The following is a 16,974-nucleotide window of genomic DNA, read 5'->3' as shown; positions in this document are numbered from 1 at the left end:
TATGGCAAAAAGTCGATTAGCAGCATCGAGAAATCAAAATAAATCACCCGCTCCGCCGATTACTAAGAAAAATGTTACTTCATTAGATTTTATCGTTGATATACGGCCAGAAGGGGTGCTAAACAGCACAAGACACAATTTTATTTATTGGTGTCATGAACAGTGTGATCCCAAAAAACCATTAGCTAAACCCTCTCGACTGGAAAGAATGCAAAAGCTAAAAAGATGGGTTGATCAAGAGAAGAAAAATGAAACCAATGCATGGTCTCTAGTAGTTAAATTAAGCGCCTTAAAGACTTACATTGCATTTTGCGACATTAAGAAGTTCGACCCTTTTAGTCAGGCTGGATATCTTTATTACGCTGGTAACTCAGGTGAGTTACGGCGCTTAGTTGACATTGCTAGTGAGCCTAAAAAATACCAATTTCAGTATCATAATGGTGAAGAGTTTGGTTTGTTGGAATCCTCAGCTCTTCAAAAAAAGATGAATCTCGACTCGATGCTTCCAGTGCTTGATTTTGATGTGTCAGACATGCAAGCCACGCTTAAGAGCTTTACTGGTGAGATAACAGATTTTGCTACACTACCTTATACATCAAGCGAATGGTATGCACTAGTTAGACGCACTCAGCTTCTCTTTTTCTCTTTGGTAACTCAACTTATTGCGTTTAAAGAAGAAAACCCCGAATCGCCCCCACCTCAATACCTAGAAAACATTGTGGTTGAAAGAATAGATAATCGTGACATCACGATTACACTTGGGAGAAAAAATGGTTCAGCTTCAGAAGGCTTAGCGAGTCCTTTTAATCAATGCATGTCGGCAGCTTACACTTTGATTGCCTATTACACTGCATTTAACGACACAGTGATTAGACAGGTTCGCCACCCCATTAAAATGGTTACGTCAAATAAAGATGGTCGGACATCAAAAGTTGCTCAAGTTCGCGCTTACAAAGGTCGTGCATCAAAGGACGTAAAAGCGTTATTTTCAGGCTTAGAAGAAAGCTCCCACCCCGAAGCCAAAGATGAGGAAGCTGGGTTTATTGTCGCTGACATCAATAAGCGCGACACTGTTGGAGAAACTGACGGAATTACCTTTCTTCGAGCACTCGAACTCCTCTCGAAAACCTACAGCGAAGACCCTTATGACACTCTGATATATTTCCTCAATAGCGAAGGTGATAAAGGCAAGGTTGATGTGTCTGGAGCTTCATTCCAATTATCAAAGAACCTAAATTTGCTTTCTGATAGCAGAGCTGAGTTGACCGACCATCTAGTAAAAACCTACGCCGACATTGTTAAAGATCAAAAGATGACCACGTTTAACAAGATTAAACGAGATGATGGTGTATACACGATGGAAGCAAAAGTCACCGTTCTTAAAAAGCAAGTTGTAACAATAAGAGCAATGCCTATTGCTTACGCTGCTCTTTCATGTATGACTGATGTTTCATTGCGGAACGCGCTTATACCGCTTAATTATTCAGAGAAAGATTCCGATGGAGCGATCACAGTTTCTTTCAAATATGCTGATGGCTCTAAAGGTGAGTTTATTGTTGCAGCTAAATACAAACCTTTTCTTCAATTGGTTGAGCGTTATGCTGCGAGCAGAAACCCTTTACCCAGAAAAAATTATGGTTTTGGTGGGGGGAGTTCAACAACCAAGCATCCATTCTTACTACCGCTGGGTGGTAAATATGTTACTTATCAGTGGTCAGAAGGTGAGGTTCCGATTCGCGAAGTTCTGTTAAAATTGTGTGGCATTGGTCGCGGTGATTACTTTATAAATATTACCGCCAGTAGGATTCGCACTACTCATTCTAACTTAGAGTATAAAGCTGAAGAAAAAGGGTGGACAGCCCGAAAAATTTTGCAGCACAATATTGAAACAACTGAAAGACATTACCCCAACGGCCACCCTGTATCAAACAACAAGCAAATGTCACAAGGGATGATGGGGTTAGTCTACATAGCCCAGGGCAAGAGCCGCAGTGAAGCTATAGAATCGGTTAAGAAAGAATTGGAAATTCCCGTCTTAGAATACGATGTTTGGAAACAACGTAATGCTCCTACAAACCCCAATGGCATTAGCTGCGGCGGGGAAATTGATTTGCTGTCAGAGAAAGATTGGCATTATGCAGCACGCAAGTTCGCAGAAAAAAAAGGGATTATTGAAGAGGGTCAAGATATTACCTGCTATCAATACGATCTTTGCGTCTTTTGCAAAAGCGCCAAACTCGTTGATGACCCCTACGCTATTTATAAACTATTGAGCTTTCTCGATGCGTTAAGTGAAGCCATTGACCAATACCCAGAACGCGCTTCGGTAATTCAATTAAAGATAAATCGCTTTCAAGCTAACCTTGACGGCCTCCCATTAGAGACCGTTGAACAAGCTGAGGATTTGCTTGAAGAAAAAGGGCGTTATCCACTTTTCGACTCGTTATCTTCCATTACCCAATTTTTATAAGGGCTATATCTATGCTGTCTTTTGAAAACTCACAAGATATGGATTCAACCTTAGATACCATGCGTTTAATTGGTGATAGAGGCGACTATTTGCAACAGGAACTTCTCCCTGCGCTACTGCGAGGCGATTGGGAAGAATTAGACAAAATGGTGGTCTATCAAGATCAAAAAAAGACCATCTTGTTTGGCGAGGATATATGGGCGTTTAGAAATTCTGACTACAAAGGGAGTGGGGTCACGAACTTGATTTTTAACATTGAGCCAGAGCAAGAAGAAAATGTCATTGTACTTCATCAAAAAGAGCGTCACATGCTTAATCAAATGAAGTGCGTAGCATTAGCGGATATGTGGTTTTCTGTTAAACATATAGAACTGGCTTCAATAAATAATAAAAAAAACTCTCTTCGAAAGGATATTGCCCAACTAATCAAACGTGGCATCAATTCATTTGAGGAATTGAATCAAGAGCATCTAGAAATTTTGGTTACTGAGGGATGGTATGATATTTCTAGGAGCTATTGTTTTATAGGGTTGAATAGTCTTGTCCACTTGAAAGGGCTGCTACCTTTCAAGGTCAATTTTTCACATCAATCCCATAAGATGTACAACATGAGTTCTGATGCGCAAAACGGAAAAGTGGTGATTCCCCCCCGAATCTATTTTGCGGCATTAAAAGGGTACAGTGAAGATATCGTAAAAGCCTACGGATTAAGAGATGAAATCGAACAAGCAGTTGAGCAGATGATTTCCTTTTATTCCGATGAAGTAAAAAGAAAAATTCTGAGGATTAGAAGCGGCTATAGCCATAAACCTCATGGCGGTTATGCAGAATCATGGGAACGATTTACCCAGGCGCTCGACAACAATGGAATAACCTTAGCGGATAAAGGTGAAGATCCACGGTGGATGCAAATATTCACATCTATTCAACCCCGCATTCAAATACGACGAGAATGTCTTAGTATCTTCAGAGCACGCATTGGCAACACTTATTATGGCTGGGCTGGTTTTAGACAGTATTTGAGAAGCTTGAACACAAAAGCCTCATGGCTTTGCTTGGCATTGTCAGGAATGCGCGTAGACGAGTTGTACAAAATGAGTCCTGTTTACGGTGCGCAAAGAACGACTTTCGATAAAAATGGATGTGAGTCCGAAACTGGCAAGGAAACCATTTACTTTCTAACTACACGCCAATCAAAAATTACGATCAGTAGTCAAACCAAAAATGACACGTTTGTAACCACGGAAACGGGTTGGAAAGCCTTCCATATGTTAAATGCTATTAATACGCCTTATCGCGACAGATTTGCAAAGAAAAATAATCATCGAATGTTTGCAAACTTGAAGGACATCGCTTTTCCCCAACCTATAGGGAAGAGCGCATTGCGTATTAGGCATTTCCCGATCACTAATTCCGGCCTCTCGATCACCCCAATTCTGATACACCCGATCACTGGTATTATGGCTTGCCCGATCAGTAGTTGTGGCAGACCGCAGTCTGCCACAGGTATTTACCTCATGGTTTGTTGCTTTCTCATTGACTCCCCAGTGAGGGTTATCCGGTGAGCATTGTGGATGAGGCGATCTAGTAGCGCATCGGCAACCGTGCCGTTACTTATCATTGAATGCCATTGCTCTACAGGTAGCTGACTACAGATGATGGTGCTACTTACGCCGTGCCTGTCTTCTACCACCTCCAGTAAGTCTGTTGCCTGTTTGACGGTGAGTTTTTCCAGTCCCCAGTCATCCAGGATCAGTAGCTGTTGTTTCGCTATCGTTGCTAGCTGCTTGGTGTAACTGCCATCAGCGTGACCGATGTGTAAGTGCTCGTTTAATCGTGGTAATCGCCAGTAACCAACACGTATTCCCTGGCGACACGCTTGTTCACCAAGCGCACAAGCTACATAGGTTTTACCGCCACCTGTGGCTCCGGTAACAATGATATTCTGATGATGACTAAGATATCCGCCATTTAATAAATCGGCCATTCTTGGCTTTTGTAATCCGCGGCCATTGTCGTATGACAGTTCTTCCGGTGTTGCATTTAACCTGAGTCGTGCCTGTTTACGAAGTCGGTTGATGCGGTTTGTCCGTCTTTGGTTCATTTCATGGTCAACCAGCAGGGACAACCGTTCCTCGAAGGCTAATTCACAGTAGGTGTTGGGTTGAGCGCGTTGCTGTTTTAACATATCCGCAATCCCTGTCATGCGCAGTTGCTGTAATTGTTGGATGAGTAGATCGTTCATTTGAGTTCCTTATTTGTAATATTTAGGGCCGCGGATGTTGTGATGAGTGAGATTGGGCGTTTCAACGTCATCCACTTTCGGGGCATTATCAAGGTGGGTGTGCAACAGCGATTTCACGCTGGCTCGACAGGGATTACCTATATCAATAGCCCGGCGACAGGCTTGTTCCAGGCGACTTTCGCCGTATTTCTTTGCAAGGTTAAGTAGCCCAAGGCAGGCCCGATAACCTTGCTCTGGATGTGGTTTGCTTTGCAGAATGGCGTCGGTGACTTCAAGTGTGGAAGGGCCGATCTGCTTTGCCCAGTTCTTGAGTCTTCCGGGTGACCATTTCTGATGCTGATGATTGGCAGGCATATGCTCATCAACACAGGTAAAGCCACCTTTTCGGTCACTACGCATGTGTTGTGCAATGCACTCGCGTTGGTAGTAAATCCGAATAAGCCGCTTAGAAGCCTGTATTTCAACTGACTTGCCGACAAAGAGGTGAGGAACTGAGTAGAAATGGTCTTTGTACAAGACATGGTAATCAATACCGACTCTGGCAATATGGATTTCAGTGTATTCCCATGGTGTTGTGGGTAACGGGGCCAGCTCTGGTTTATCCAGCGATTCAAACAAGGTTTGTCGGTTTCCCGGTAATCGCTGGAATGGTTTCTGATTCAGTTCATGCAGTAACGCCCGAATAGCAACATTAAGGCCTGATAAGGTATGGAAGACCTGATGCCGCAATTTTGCCATTATCCATCGTTCCACAATGAGTACGGCATTTTCTGCTTTCGCTTTATCTTTTGGCTTCAGAGGTCTTGCAGGCATCACGGCGCAGCCATAATGATTCGCTAATGACTGGTAAGCTGTATTCAACTGAGGTTCAAATCGACAGGCTCTGGTGACCGCTGACTTGAGATTGTCCGGTACCAGCAATTGCGGCACGCCGCCGAAGAAGGCAAACATAGCCACATGCGCCTCCAGCCAGCTTTCGAGCTTCTGGTTTTCTGTGGCAATCGCAAAGGTGTAGTTTGACGCGCCCAGTACCGCAACAAAGACCTGGGCATTACGCACTTCTCCGGTGCCGGGATTTACAATCGGTAATGTCGGCCCACAGAAGTCGATAAATAGCTTCTCGCCTGCTTTATGCGTAAATCGCATCGAGCGCTTTTGCTGGGATTTCCATTCACGATAATTGTCGCAAAACTGGCTGTAGCTATAGCAAGCATCAGGGTAATTAGCCTGATATTCCTCCCAGAGCAGCAGTTTAGTTACACCTTTACGCCGCAGTTCAATATCCATCAGGCCATAATCAGGTTTAATACGGCCCGCTTTCCTGTCAGGATAAAGTGACTGATGTAGCCATTGATCGGAGGCATGCTCAGGTAACGGCCAGCCACAATCCAGGGTTCTGAATTTACCGAGAATATCAGATATAGTGGCAGCCCCCACATTCAGTCTCCTGGCGATGTCCCGGTTACTGAGGTTTTCATCAAGCTTAAGATAGAGAACCGCTTTAACGCGTTCTATGTCAGTAGGTTTTGACATACTTGTTTCCTCTTTAAAATTAAAAGAAGTTAACAAGCATAAAAGACTGATCGGGTGGTGAAGAAAAAGTCTGTGATCGAATGACCGGAATAGAGTTGATCGGGCTAGCCAGAATCAGCGATCGAGAACATCAGAATACGCACGCATTACACACTAAAATTAATACGGGGTTTAACAGCGATAAATTTGATTTTACACTTACAGCAGAAGATATGGGGCATTTACAGACCTCCGACCCAACCCAAACATCTTTTAATCAGGGTGATAAATTTCACTTTTCGCCACACCAGACACGGCGCTCCCTCGCGTACTACCTAATTGGTTATGAGCTGTGTTCTTTCCCCGCCTTGAAGCAGCAATTTTCGCATTTGTCGATGGCAATGACGCGATGGTATGCCCGAAATGCCTATTCATTTGAAAAACTTTACAGCGAAATACAAAAAGAACGAGTCACACAACAGGCTGAGATATTTGCTCGCATATATCAAAAAATGGCGAATGGTAAGCGTATCGCAGGAGGTAAAGGTCAAGCAGCAGCGGCTGAGATTAGTCGCGAAGGTGAAAGTTATTTTGAAGATGGAGTAAGCAAACGCAAGCTATCGGTTGACTACTGGATAGATCGGTTGACCAACGGTAAAGAACATTTACATGCTATTGCTCCTGGGATGTATTGCACTAACACTCAATGTTCAATGCGTATCAATATTGATTTAAGTGAATGTGTAGACTGCGAATATGATTTTATTGAAAATGCTGTTTATGCCGAATCCTCCCGTATGGACGCAATGAGAAACGTTGAGTTTTTAAAAGAAAACAATGAATTAAACTCCAGTTCTGCAACCAAATACTTTATGCAGGTAAAAGCTGCGGAAGCGATCATGGATGATCTAGGATTTAAATATGAAAAGTATGAATTTGCAGAAGATGTGCTGAATTTGGTTATCGAAACGACAAGGAAGGCGTAAGGCATGACAGACAAGGCGGAGTTAAGCTCAACAGAAAGACAGCTAAGAGACGCATTGGCGCGGCTTGTTCATCAAAAGCCGATTAACAGAGAGTTGAAACAAAAGCTTAAAGCCAACAAGCTTAAAATTGTTGTTTCTAATGTTGAGAAAGAAGCGGGGTTATCGAATGGATCGGCCAGGCGCTATCCAGAAACAAAAGCGCTGATCGAAAGCGCTGAAGCAAATCGTGTTCATGGAGTAAGCAATGTGTCCGATACTGTGGTTCGCGGCCACCCTCTCCACATAAAGGCTAAGGAAGACTTAGACAAAGCTAAAAAAGAAATCAAAAAGCTTAAGAGAGAAATTGAGAAGAAAGAAGAAAAGCTTGGAGATTATAAAAAACGCTTAAAGTCTCAAGCCGTGAGAATGCACCAAATGACCGTTGCTATGTGGGAACATATGCCTGAAGAATGCAAGCATATTGAGTTAATGATCGATGTGGAAACAACGGGGGCAACAGGCAACGTTCTAGAATTCAAAAAGCGAGAGAAGCTAGATTAGCTCCGAGACTTATGTTCTTAGCTGGATTAGTCTGGACTCAACCTGTCAAATTCAAATCACGATGCAATTAGGTCCGACAGGTTGCTCTAACTCACCTCTGCCCCTAAGTGTGTTGTGAGCGTTTAAATACATTTCACCAAAGCACCATTTGACTTACTTTTTGTAATACCAGTAATTTGTCTACACAAACGGGTGACTTAACTTTCAGAATCTAAGACACAAGATGTTGTTCTTGGTATCATAAAAAAAAATAAGAAAAAGGACTAAATTGATGACTCAAATTAATAAAATGGCATTCAGCATAGGTAATGATGATATTGATTTATACCTTACGGCAATGAAGGCTAGTGAAATTTTGCAAGTTGCCACAGTTTCTCGAGTAGATGAGGATGCACAAAAGGGGTATCAGCGTCATTTGTCAGAACCACGAGCTAAGCTGATCGCGGAATATTTAGATTCAGGGAATCTAATCCCAGGGGCCGTAATTCTGAGTGCTCAAGAAAACTCAGTTATATCATTCAGTAATTCTGAATTATCGATGGAACTGATTCCTAACTCTTTATTCGTTATTGATGGTCAGCATCGATTATATGGCGCTCATTTGGCAGAGCAAGATATTGAACTACCCGTGTGTATTTTTAAAGGTTTAGAACACACTAACGAAGTTCAATACTTTATAGATATAAACTCTAACCAGAAAGGCGTGCCTAAAACACTTCGTCTTGAGTTGTTAAAGTTTTTGGCTGAAGAGGACTCGCTCGATGCTGTTAGAGCCCGATTATTCGATGAGCTTGGAAATGAGCCTGATTCTCCCCTTTACGGAAAACTCAGTGCAACCTCTAGTTCTAGAGGTAAAATCTCGCATGTTCCATTTCAAGCAGCCTTAGACCCTATATTGAAAGTTCATCCATTATCTAGCTTGGCTTACGATGATAAAAAACGTCTATTATCAAACTATACCTCCGCTGTACAAGGTGTTCTTGAAAGCACATTAGGGAGCAGCGAAAAGCTAACTACAGCAGCATATTTTGAAGCTGTATTTAGCATCTTTGGACAAGTTTGCGGCCTTTCAATGATGTATTCAAAAAGCTACTCTGCCTCCGCACTAAAGGAAGTCTTAGAAGGTTTAAAACCATTCAACTTTGCTATTCATACAGGCACAAACCGTGATGCTATCAAGAAAATGAGTGATGAAATGCAAGAGCTAATTGAAATTCATAGCCACAAACTTGGCTCGGTTCAAGATCTGTTTTAATCATGATCAGTTCTGAAATATCAAAGGAAGTATTAGGCAGGCTTACTTCACTGGGATTCCAAAGAAGTGATAAGCCATCAAGTTATTCGATGGCTAATAGCTTCAAAAAAGCCCTAGTTAGCTCTATTGTCGATATAGATGTTCAAGTGATCAACTCAAGCCGCCTTGAGGTTACCATGCCGATGAGTGACTATCTAAATGCAATTCTAACGGACTTTCACTTTGGAAAAGTTCGTGTAGAAAACCAAATTAAACACTTAACTGAACAGGTTAATGGTGATCTACAAGCTGCATGGTGTGTTGTTACAACTTATTATGCTTGCTACTTCATGTGCAATGAGATTTCAAGGATTGCAGGAAAATTCATAACCAACCTGACAGAAGAAGATCAAACCCGATTATTAAGTGCAGCTCAAGCAGGTACATCATCGATGTTTAACATTGATGGCCCAAGTAGCTTTGCTGTAATGGCTTCTCAAGGTAATAATTTTAATGAAATTAAACTAGATATCATTAAAACGGGAGCTAGACCTCATCAAGTCGCTTGGACAAATGTAAGTAGCCTAATCAATCCTATAAAAGTATCGGATAAACACAATACAGCATGTCAACTGCTAAAGGATATTGTATCTTCATCTAATGACAGGTGGGCTTTACCTAGCGCAATTAGAAATGAGTGGAACTACAGTGCACCTAGTCTTTATGGAGATTCTGGTACTGATATTGGAAAGAATTTTTTATCCCTTATGAAGCAAGGGTCTTCAGTTAAGTGGGCTTCAAAAATAGGTATTCAACCCCATGAAAATAACCGTGTTGCTGCGTTAGCATATGTATATGATTGCTTAAGTGGTGCGTATCAGTTGATCGATGGGCGCTTAAACAGTTGAAGCAAACCAATATTGGCCATTGAGCGGTTCAGTAGTTTTGAATACCCTATCAGTGAGCACCATCATCAAAGCGAGTGAAATTTCCATACTTTATCTAATTCATGTTTTTCTAAATTAGCTAAAATGCAACTCAGAAATGTCCAGAAGTGAGTTGTGTGGTGTCGAGTGGAGATTGTACGATTAAGCCCCTAAGTAATTAGTCCGTCAGTCTCCCTCGGTAATCAAATTAGTACATCTTAGCGATCAAATTGGTAAAAAATTAGACATGTAGATGAATGCCCACCTTAAAAAATAGACAGCGGGTTGGGCTGGGTGATTTTTCTGGTGTTAGACGCCAGCAACCCATGCGGCAGAATGGTTGCTCACTTACTCGCCTATTTTTAGCGGGAATTCTTAGCCAACTGTACTAGCTGTATACAGATTTAAGCAGTCGAGTGATGCGCACTTTGGAAGAGATGGCACCACGAGTAGAGGTTTACTCCATTGACGAAGCGTTTTTGGACTTAACCGGTATTGAGTCTGTCCTATCCCTTGTCGAGTTCGGACAACAAGTGCGAGAGCGCATAGGCCACTGGATTGGGATCACCGTCTGTGTAGGCATTGCACCGACTAAAACACTCGCCAAGCTGGCTAACCATGCCGCCAAGAAATATCCTGCCACTCAGGGGGTTGTAGACCTGACCAATCCAGATCGGCAACGTCGATTGCTCGCATTAGTCCCGGTTGATGATGTTTGGGGCGTTGGTGTCAATTTGCACCCTAATGGCGCCACCCATTTGCGGCCTAATGGAGCCACCTAAACCGGCTCTTTTTACCCTCAAACAAGTTGATTATTGACTGTTTTTAGCACTACGTCCAGCATGTTGGTTTTTTGCTCCTTTTTCTGAGCGTAGTTTTCGGTAACTTTCTCCTTCTAAGATTAAGCGATATGCGTTGTGTTTTTTAGCACTACGTCCAGCATGTTGGTTTTTTGCTCCTTTTTCTGAGCGTAGTTTTCGGTAACTTTCTCCTTCTAAGATTAAGCGATATGCGTTGTGTTTTAGTCGGTCAAGTGTGGCGGCCCCGAGTAGTTTGTTTGGGAAGGCATCGCCCCATTCTGTGAAGTCTAAATTGCTAGTGATGATGGTCGCGTGTTGTTCGTAGCGCTCGTCTATTAGGTCGTGTAAGTCTTCATCTTGTGGGGATTTCAGTGGTTTTAAGCCGAAGTCGTCTATGATGAGCAGTGGCACCTTTGCCAGCGCTTGGAAGCGCTTTTCATATGTGTTGGTGGCTCTTGCTGCATAGAGGTTGGCGAGCAGTTTTGCTTGAGTGAAGAACAATACGTCCACGCCTTGTTGTACCGCGCAGTGACCAATGGCTTGGGCTAAATGACTTTTTCCCGTGCCGCAAGGACCGGCAATGAGTACAGGTACTTTTTCATCAATAAAGCTGCAAGTGGCTAACTCTTTCACATAGGCTTGATTGAGGTTTGGGTTGTTGCTTAAATCGAAGCTTTCCAGTGTTTTATTGGATTTAAAGCCCGCACGGCGCAGCCGTGTGGCATATTTCTTTTGGTCACGTCTGGCCACCTCATCTTGAACAAGCAGGGCTAAGAACTCTGGATAGGTCATTTGATGTTCGATGGCTTCACGGTTACGCTGAGCCAGTGAATCGGTCATACCCGATAGTCTAAGTTGTTTTAATAGTGGCGATAATTCTGGAATGGGATTAATCATATTAATGTCCTTTTAATGAGGGATGAGTTTGTTAGGATCACGGTGGAAGCGACCACCGCCGGTGTAACTGTCGCTTAAACTGTCAAACGCATCGCCTTGATGCGGTAAGCTATCCAGCCCTTTTTCAAGGATTTGCTTCACCGCACTGTAGCGCACGTTATCGAAGGTCAAGGCACGGGCACACGCGGCCTCAAGACGCTGATTACCATAGCGTTTGGCTAAACTGATAACTCCTTGCGCGGCCCGTAGGTTATCGAGCACACGACTGGCGAACAGGCGTTTGGTAAACACATGGCAGTATTCCCCTATCTTCTCGGATTGGGCTAAGCAATATTGTGGGTCTTGCATGTTATAGGCTTGCGCCGCAGGCGGTTGATGGTCCGGCACCGTGGAGCGGCCACCTTGGTGACGTAACCTGCCGTGGGTCGCCTTCAAGTCATACCCTTGGTAAATGCGCACACTGGTATCACTGGCGCGAAGCCACAGTGATTCTCTAATTAAGGTATATGGCACTGAGTAACGACAATGCTGGAATTGCACATGGCCATCACCATGCACTTTGACTTTCGCCCATGTTGCCAGCTCGGGCGGGACGTCAGGCAACGCGGTAAGTAAACCTTGTTCAATCTCCTTAAACTGCGTTAAGGGTTGTCGCCTTGTCGTACCATGGTCGCGATTACCGGCCACACTTAACACCCATTCACGTAATTGGGCATTGGCATCGGCTAAGCTTCTAAACTCACGCAAGGGAACAAACGCATTTTTGACATACTTGACGTTTGACTCTACACGCCCTTTCTTCTGAGGGTCGCGCACCGGGCATGGCGCAATTAAAAAGCCATAGCCTTCGGCGCATTCGCCATAAGCTCGTTGTACATCGGGGTCGTGATAGCAGGCTTTGGTGATGGCGCACTTAGGGTTATCAATCACGACACGCTTAGGCACCCCGTTAAACCATTCAAAGGCGCGTCGGTGGCACGATAGCCATGTATCAACACTTTGGTCCCAGATAAACTCGGCATACATATGACGGCTCCATGCCATGGTCATAATAAATATCCAAGTCTTACGCATTTCGCCGGTACGGGTATCGACGATGAGCGGACCTGCACCGAAGTCCACTTGCGTCGCATCGCCTGGCTCGAACTCCATCACGGTAGAGACCTTGCCAGGTTGAGTAGCGATGACGCTTTTAATATAACGGTTTACCGCCCAGTAACTGCCGGTGAAGCCGTGGTTATTGACCAAGGTCGTATGGATAGTGCTGCCTTGCACACCGTCCTCAATCCATTGATTGACCTTATTGGCAAACGGTAGCACCGAAGACACAGATGACGATGGCGTATGCACCGTCACATTGAGCACAGCCGCAAGTTGGGTGTTATCTGGCAGCGCATTCACCTTATCCAACCAACCATGCTCAACAGCAGTTTCTCTCAGCTTCTGAGCTTTTTTGCGCCCCATTAAGCCTGCTTGCGCGATCGCGCGATTAGATTCACCCATTCGCATCCGAACGAGTATTTGTCGATATTGATACATTTCAAACCTCTTGTTTGCCATGCGCCATCTCCTTGCCTAAAAAGTAGACATAAAGATACGCGATTTACAATGAAGTTTGAGGGAAAAAGAGGGACATTTAGTGGCGCCATTAGCCGCAAATCCGGTGGCGCCATTAGGTGCAAATTAGGTGGTGCCTTTACGCCGCAAGTCAACTGGCTCCATAGCGGTGCAAATTAACAGTTGGTAAACGGCTTTCTAAGCGATTAAATGCGTTAGGTATCACCACAGCCTTAGACCTAGCCAATGCCTCTCCTAGAGCCATCAGAGACCAGTTTTCAGTGGTTTTAGAAAGAACCGTCAGAGAGCTCAATGGTGAGTCGTGCATTGAACTTGAAGAGATCCCGCCAACTAAGAAACAAATCGTCTGTAGCCGTTCATTTGGCGTAAAAGTAACGCAATTTGAATTGTTACGTGAGGCCGTATGTGAATACGCAACCCGCGCCACTGAGAAGCTTCGCAAAGAACAGCAGCAAGCCAAAGTGCTGACCGTGTTCATACGTACCAGCCCCTTTAAGGACAACGAGCCGCAATACAGCAACTCTGCATCGGGTGAATTGCTAATCCCCAGTTGCGACACGCGGGATTTTATCGAGCTGGCCAATCACTTACTCAAGCGGATTTGGAAGGATGGTTTTCGTTATGCCAAAGCGGGCGTCATGCTGTCTGACTTTTACGATCCCGGCATGTTTCAACCAGGACTATTCGATGACGTATCGATCCGCTCTAATAGCCAGCAGTTAATGTCTGTATTGGACACCATTAACCAAAGCGGTGCCGGAAAGGTTTTCTTTGCTGGACAAGGTACGAAGAAAGATTGGTCGATGAAGCGAGAGCATTTGTCTCCCGCTTATACAACACGCTGGGACCAGTTACCGCGAGTATGGTAATGCTCTCTTTATTTGCTGCTTGAGTTTTCGATAATGTGGAGCGTACGCTGAGGGAACGGAATCGTCAGACCAGCCGCTTCAATAGCTTCTTTTACTTGTTTATTTAAATCCCAATAAGCTGACCAATAGTTTTCATTTGTTGCCCATGCTCTCAGCTGAATATTTACTGCACTGTCGGCCATGGACGCAACCATTACCTGAGGCGCTGGATCAGTCATCAATCTTGATTCATTTTCTGCAACACCTTGCAATATTTTAAACGCGTCATCTATGGAGTCGGAATAGGAAATACCAACAACAATATCCATCCGTCGTTTACCATTACGGGTGAAGTTTTTGATATTATTTCCCCATAAGACGCTATTCGGGGAAGCAATATACAATCCATCTATAGTTTCAAGCACTGTTGTAAAAAGATTTATCTCTTTAACTGTCCCTTGAGTTGAACCAAACTCAATAAAATCTCCAGATTTAAAAGGTCGAAGGATCAGTAGCATGATTCCAGCTGCGATGTTACTGAGCGTATCTTTAAGCGCAAGACCAACTGCCAAACCTGCCGCACCAACCAGAGCGATAAGACTAGCAGTATTTACCCCAAAGATGTCTAAAATAAATACACCGCCGATGACATATACCGCGTAACTGGCTACGGTTGAAAATATTGGTATCAGGGTCGCGTCAACTTTTTTCAACTTAGAGTTAGTGTCTTGAATCGCTTTGCGCACTGCTCTTGCAATAAGTGAGCTTGCCACCAAAATAACAATAGCCAAGATTAAATTATAACCAAGCGCTACTATTGCCTCTGAATGATTTTGCCAAAATTGAATAAATGAATCTTTCATATCTCTCTCTTTCATTGTGCGCATGTGAGTTGAATCCACATGCCCACTTATTATTTTTGATTTTGCTATTAAATCACAGACGAAACTAACCAAGTGTTGTAAGCACAAAATGCGATTAGCAGACCTGCGCCTTCCAATCTGTTAATCCGTCCAGCACCACGAAATCCATAGGCCATAAATAGCAAGGCGATTGTCAAACCCATCATAACTAACCAGTCGCGAGACATAACCTCGGAAGACATACCTGTAATCGGCGATATAACGCCTGCGATACCAACGACAGCGAGTAAGTTAAACATGTTAGAACCCACCACATTGCCAATAGCGATATCATGCTCACCTTTTCTAACTGCAATAATGGATGCTGCTAATTCAGGGAGTGACGTGCCCAAAGCAACAATCGTTAAGCCGATAATTAAATCACTAACACCCAGTGCCTCTGCGATACTCACTGCTCCCCAAACGAGTACTCGTGAACTCACTATCAGAAGAATCAAGCCAATCACCAGCCAAAAAATAGCTTTTTTGATAGGCATCTCGTGTTCAACCAGTTCTTGATCCATTTCACTTTCTAATTTATCCCCTTTACCTCTCATAGCAGAGTAAATACTCCAGCCAATTAAGGTAAAGAACCCCACCAGAAGAAGAACAGACTCAAAACGTGTTAGCGAGCCATCCCAAAGGAAATAACCGAGCGCAGAACTAATAAGCAATAATAAAGGGATCTCTTTTCTGACTATTTTTGATTGCACCAATATTGGGGTAATAATAGCTGTTAACCCTAGAATTAAACCTGTATTGACGATATTCGAGCCGAGCGCATTACCGAGGGCTAAATCTGGATTGCCATCAATGGCCGCCATTGCAGAAACAACCATTTCAGGTGCAGACGTACCGAAACCAACAATGACCATTCCAATTAGCAATGACGGCATGCCTGCATATTTTGCAGTCGCGGCTGCGCCTTCAACGAAGCGGTCAGCACTCCAAACTAATAAAATAAAGCCAGCTAGAATGGCTAAAGAAGCAACTAACATTATGCGCACCTCCCGTTTTTAAAATGACTCGTATTACTACAGAAGGTGCAGTTTAGGAGTTGTTTAATGGCTTTACTGAATGAAAATTTACGAGTATTTCCACTGGCATAAGACGCCAATCGATTGATCGTAATAACGATGGTTAGCTGTGACATGAGTATTTCCTTGGGGTGGTTTAGACAAAGGCAAACGAGACTCTCCACCCCGAGAGCGCCATTTGCCTTAAGTCTTGTCAATCCAAGTATGGACATAACCGCCACGAACTGCTGTTCGGAGACTGTTGACGGTTATCACAGTAAAAACTGAGAGACTACTCCCCTAAGGTTAGAACCGAATGATATAACCATTTATAACCATTTACAACTTAGCAATAAGCGTTCACTCTGCGACGCAACATGTTGAGCTTATCAACTTGGCGTCGAACATCACTGAAGAATTCCTCTTTCTCCATGGCCAGCGCTAGCTCCCATTCTTTGGCCAAACCTTGGCAGTCCAAAAATGCGTATCTCAGCTTCGTCTTTGAAATACGCAGTCCCTTACTAAAGACCACGCGCTTGCCTCGTTGACCGTGAAAACTGTTGATGTACCACTCTATGCCAAAGCCATACTTAAAGTCTCTGATACGGACACCAAGCAGCCCCCAATCTTTAAAGGGCGTATTTTCACGAACCTTGTAATGGGTAACCCAAAAGTCATCAACTTCAGCTCGTGCCAGCGCTTTTAGCCTGTCCGTTTCTTGCTGCAATAAATTTGATACTTCTGATTTCCATTGTTCATTGACGATTTCTACCAAACCAATTTCCCCATCCAATTAACCCCAAAAGCCAAAACCACTATCCGTTTGGCTTTTGGATCGAAACGCCAAACGTAAAACTGCCGTAACAATCGCTGTTTGGCGTCTCGATATAAATCAACTCGCGCAATCCCATACCTGACAAGGGATACAGGCCGATTTCACTTAAAAACGCCTAAAAAGACGTATTGCCATGAAAATACAAACCGTTTGGCAAGTTCAGGCCAGAATGCAAACGACGTTTG

Annotated in this window: 14 protein-coding genes and 1 pseudogene; 8 read left to right on the top strand and 7 right to left on the bottom strand. The window is 43.7% G+C overall.

From position 1 onward, the window contains the following. The first annotated feature begins 1 nt into the window (after position 1). Both BM528_RS09020 and BM528_RS09015 read left to right on the top strand, forming a co-directional pair. Positions 2-2,470: a hypothetical protein gene (locus BM528_RS09020; protein WP_071979585.1), complete on the top strand. Its 2,469-nt coding sequence runs from the start codon at positions 2-4 to the stop codon at positions 2,468-2,470. 11 nt (positions 2,471-2,481) lie between these two features. Continuing rightward, complete coding sequence (locus BM528_RS09015) at positions 2,482-4,035, top strand: hypothetical protein (RefSeq protein WP_196897292.1); 1,554 nt, start codon at positions 2,482-2,484, stop codon at positions 4,033-4,035. Here BM528_RS09015 and istB (BM528_RS09010) read toward each other — a convergent pair. Both istB (BM528_RS09010) and istA (BM528_RS09005) read right to left on the bottom strand, forming a co-directional pair. Beyond that, positions 3,981-4,715 carry an IS21-like element helper ATPase IstB gene (gene istB / locus BM528_RS09010; RefSeq protein ID WP_071979584.1) on the bottom strand — a complete coding sequence of 245 codons (735 nt, stop codon included), beginning with the start codon at positions 4,713-4,715 and terminating at the stop codon, positions 3,981-3,983. The two genes, BM528_RS09015 and istB (BM528_RS09010), sit on opposite strands and share 55 nt — an antisense overlap. A gap of 9 nt (positions 4,716-4,724) precedes the next feature. Then, entirely contained in the window at positions 4,725-6,248 is a 1,524-nt protein-coding gene (gene istA / locus BM528_RS09005) for an IS21 family transposase (protein ID WP_071979583.1), read from the bottom strand. Between the two features lie 80 nt (positions 6,249-6,328). Between istA (BM528_RS09005) and BM528_RS09000 the strand changes: the two genes are divergently transcribed. From BM528_RS09000 to BM528_RS08980, 5 genes and pseudogenes are all read left to right on the top strand, one after another. Then, the gene (locus BM528_RS09000) at positions 6,329-7,213 is read left to right on the top strand and encodes a hypothetical protein (protein WP_196897293.1); all 885 of its coding nucleotides are present in this window, start codon (positions 6,329-6,331) and stop codon (positions 7,211-7,213) included. Between the two features lie 3 nt (positions 7,214-7,216). Beyond that, on the top strand, positions 7,217-7,753 hold the full coding sequence (locus BM528_RS08995; RefSeq protein WP_061094524.1) for a hypothetical protein: 537 nt from the start codon (positions 7,217-7,219) through the stop codon (positions 7,751-7,753). Positions 7,754-8,024: 271 nt separating this feature from the next. Further along, positions 8,025-9,008, top strand: coding sequence for a DGQHR domain-containing protein (locus tag BM528_RS08990; protein WP_071979582.1), 984 nt, complete (start codon positions 8,025-8,027; stop codon positions 9,006-9,008). Between the two features lie 2 nt (positions 9,009-9,010). Then, positions 9,011-9,895: a hypothetical protein gene (locus BM528_RS08985; protein ID WP_156844044.1), complete on the top strand. Its 885-nt coding sequence runs from the start codon at positions 9,011-9,013 to the stop codon at positions 9,893-9,895. A 410-nt stretch (positions 9,896-10,305) separates the two neighbouring features. Next, a pseudogene (locus tag BM528_RS08980) lies at positions 10,306-10,650 on the top strand (Y-family DNA polymerase); the annotation flags it as partial. A 75-nt stretch (positions 10,651-10,725) separates the two neighbouring features. Here BM528_RS08980 and istB (BM528_RS08975) read toward each other — a convergent pair. Next, positions 10,726-11,610, bottom strand: a complete 885-nt coding sequence (gene istB, locus BM528_RS08975; RefSeq protein ID WP_269529773.1) for an IS21-like element helper ATPase IstB — start codon at positions 11,608-11,610, stop codon at positions 10,726-10,728. Positions 11,611-11,622: 12 nt separating this feature from the next. Then, positions 11,623-13,149, bottom strand: coding sequence for an IS21 family transposase (istA, locus tag BM528_RS08970; RefSeq protein WP_083595380.1), 1,527 nt, complete (start codon positions 13,147-13,149; stop codon positions 11,623-11,625). Between the two features lie 299 nt (positions 13,150-13,448). Between istA (BM528_RS08970) and BM528_RS08965 the strand changes: the two genes are divergently transcribed. Beyond that, positions 13,449-14,057: a DinB/UmuC family translesion DNA polymerase gene (locus tag BM528_RS08965; protein ID WP_071979579.1), complete on the top strand. Its 609-nt coding sequence runs from the start codon at positions 13,449-13,451 to the stop codon at positions 14,055-14,057. 8 nt (positions 14,058-14,065) lie between these two features. On the opposite strand, the gene BM528_RS08960 is transcribed toward BM528_RS08965, so the two are convergent. The 3 genes from BM528_RS08960 to mobI form a co-directional block, all read right to left on the bottom strand. After that, positions 14,066-14,899: a mechanosensitive ion channel family protein gene (locus BM528_RS08960; protein WP_015066538.1), complete on the bottom strand. Its 834-nt coding sequence runs from the start codon at positions 14,897-14,899 to the stop codon at positions 14,066-14,068. 68 nt (positions 14,900-14,967) lie between these two features. After that, the gene (locus tag BM528_RS08955) at positions 14,968-15,936 is read right to left on the bottom strand and encodes a calcium/sodium antiporter (protein ID WP_015066537.1); all 969 of its coding nucleotides are present in this window, start codon (positions 15,934-15,936) and stop codon (positions 14,968-14,970) included. A 364-nt stretch (positions 15,937-16,300) separates the two neighbouring features. Then, entirely contained in the window at positions 16,301-16,729 is a 429-nt protein-coding gene (gene mobI / locus BM528_RS08950) for a conjugative transfer protein MobI(A/C) (protein ID WP_425292817.1), read from the bottom strand. Positions 16,730-16,974: the final 245 nt, after the last annotated feature.

Source organism: Alteromonas sp. RW2A1 (assembly GCF_001886475.1).
Classification (GTDB): domain Bacteria; phylum Pseudomonadota; class Gammaproteobacteria; order Enterobacterales; family Alteromonadaceae; genus Alteromonas; species Alteromonas hispanica.
The sequence above is the reverse complement of the archived record's forward strand: the minus strand, read 5'-3'. Positions and strand labels throughout refer to the sequence as shown.

Coding starts and splice junctions, on each gene's coding strand:
- BM528_RS09020 (WP_071979585.1), top strand. CDS start 2: ATGGCAAAAAGTCGATTAGCAGCATCGAGAAATCAAAATAAATCACCC.
- BM528_RS09015 (WP_196897292.1), top strand. CDS start 2,482: ATGCTGTCTTTTGAAAACTCACAAGATATGGATTCAACCTTAGATACC.
- istB (WP_071979584.1), bottom strand. CDS start 4,715: ATGAACGATCTACTCATCCAACAATTACAGCAACTGCGCATGACAGGG.
- istA (WP_071979583.1), bottom strand. CDS start 6,248: ATGTCAAAACCTACTGACATAGAACGCGTTAAAGCGGTTCTCTATCTT.
- BM528_RS09000 (WP_196897293.1), top strand. CDS start 6,329: ATGACCGGAATAGAGTTGATCGGGCTAGCCAGAATCAGCGATCGAGAA.
- BM528_RS08995 (WP_061094524.1), top strand. CDS start 7,217: ATGACAGACAAGGCGGAGTTAAGCTCAACAGAAAGACAGCTAAGAGAC.
- BM528_RS08990 (WP_071979582.1), top strand. CDS start 8,025: ATGACTCAAATTAATAAAATGGCATTCAGCATAGGTAATGATGATATT.
- BM528_RS08985 (WP_156844044.1), top strand. CDS start 9,011: ATGATCAGTTCTGAAATATCAAAGGAAGTATTAGGCAGGCTTACTTCA.
- istB (WP_269529773.1), bottom strand. CDS start 11,610: ATGATTAATCCCATTCCAGAATTATCGCCACTATTAAAACAACTTAGA.
- istA (WP_083595380.1), bottom strand. CDS start 13,149: ATGTATCAATATCGACAAATACTCGTTCGGATGCGAATGGGTGAATCT.
- BM528_RS08960 (WP_015066538.1), bottom strand. CDS start 14,899: ATGAAAGATTCATTTATTCAATTTTGGCAAAATCATTCAGAGGCAATA.
- BM528_RS08955 (WP_015066537.1), bottom strand. CDS start 15,936: ATGTTAGTTGCTTCTTTAGCCATTCTAGCTGGCTTTATTTTATTAGTT.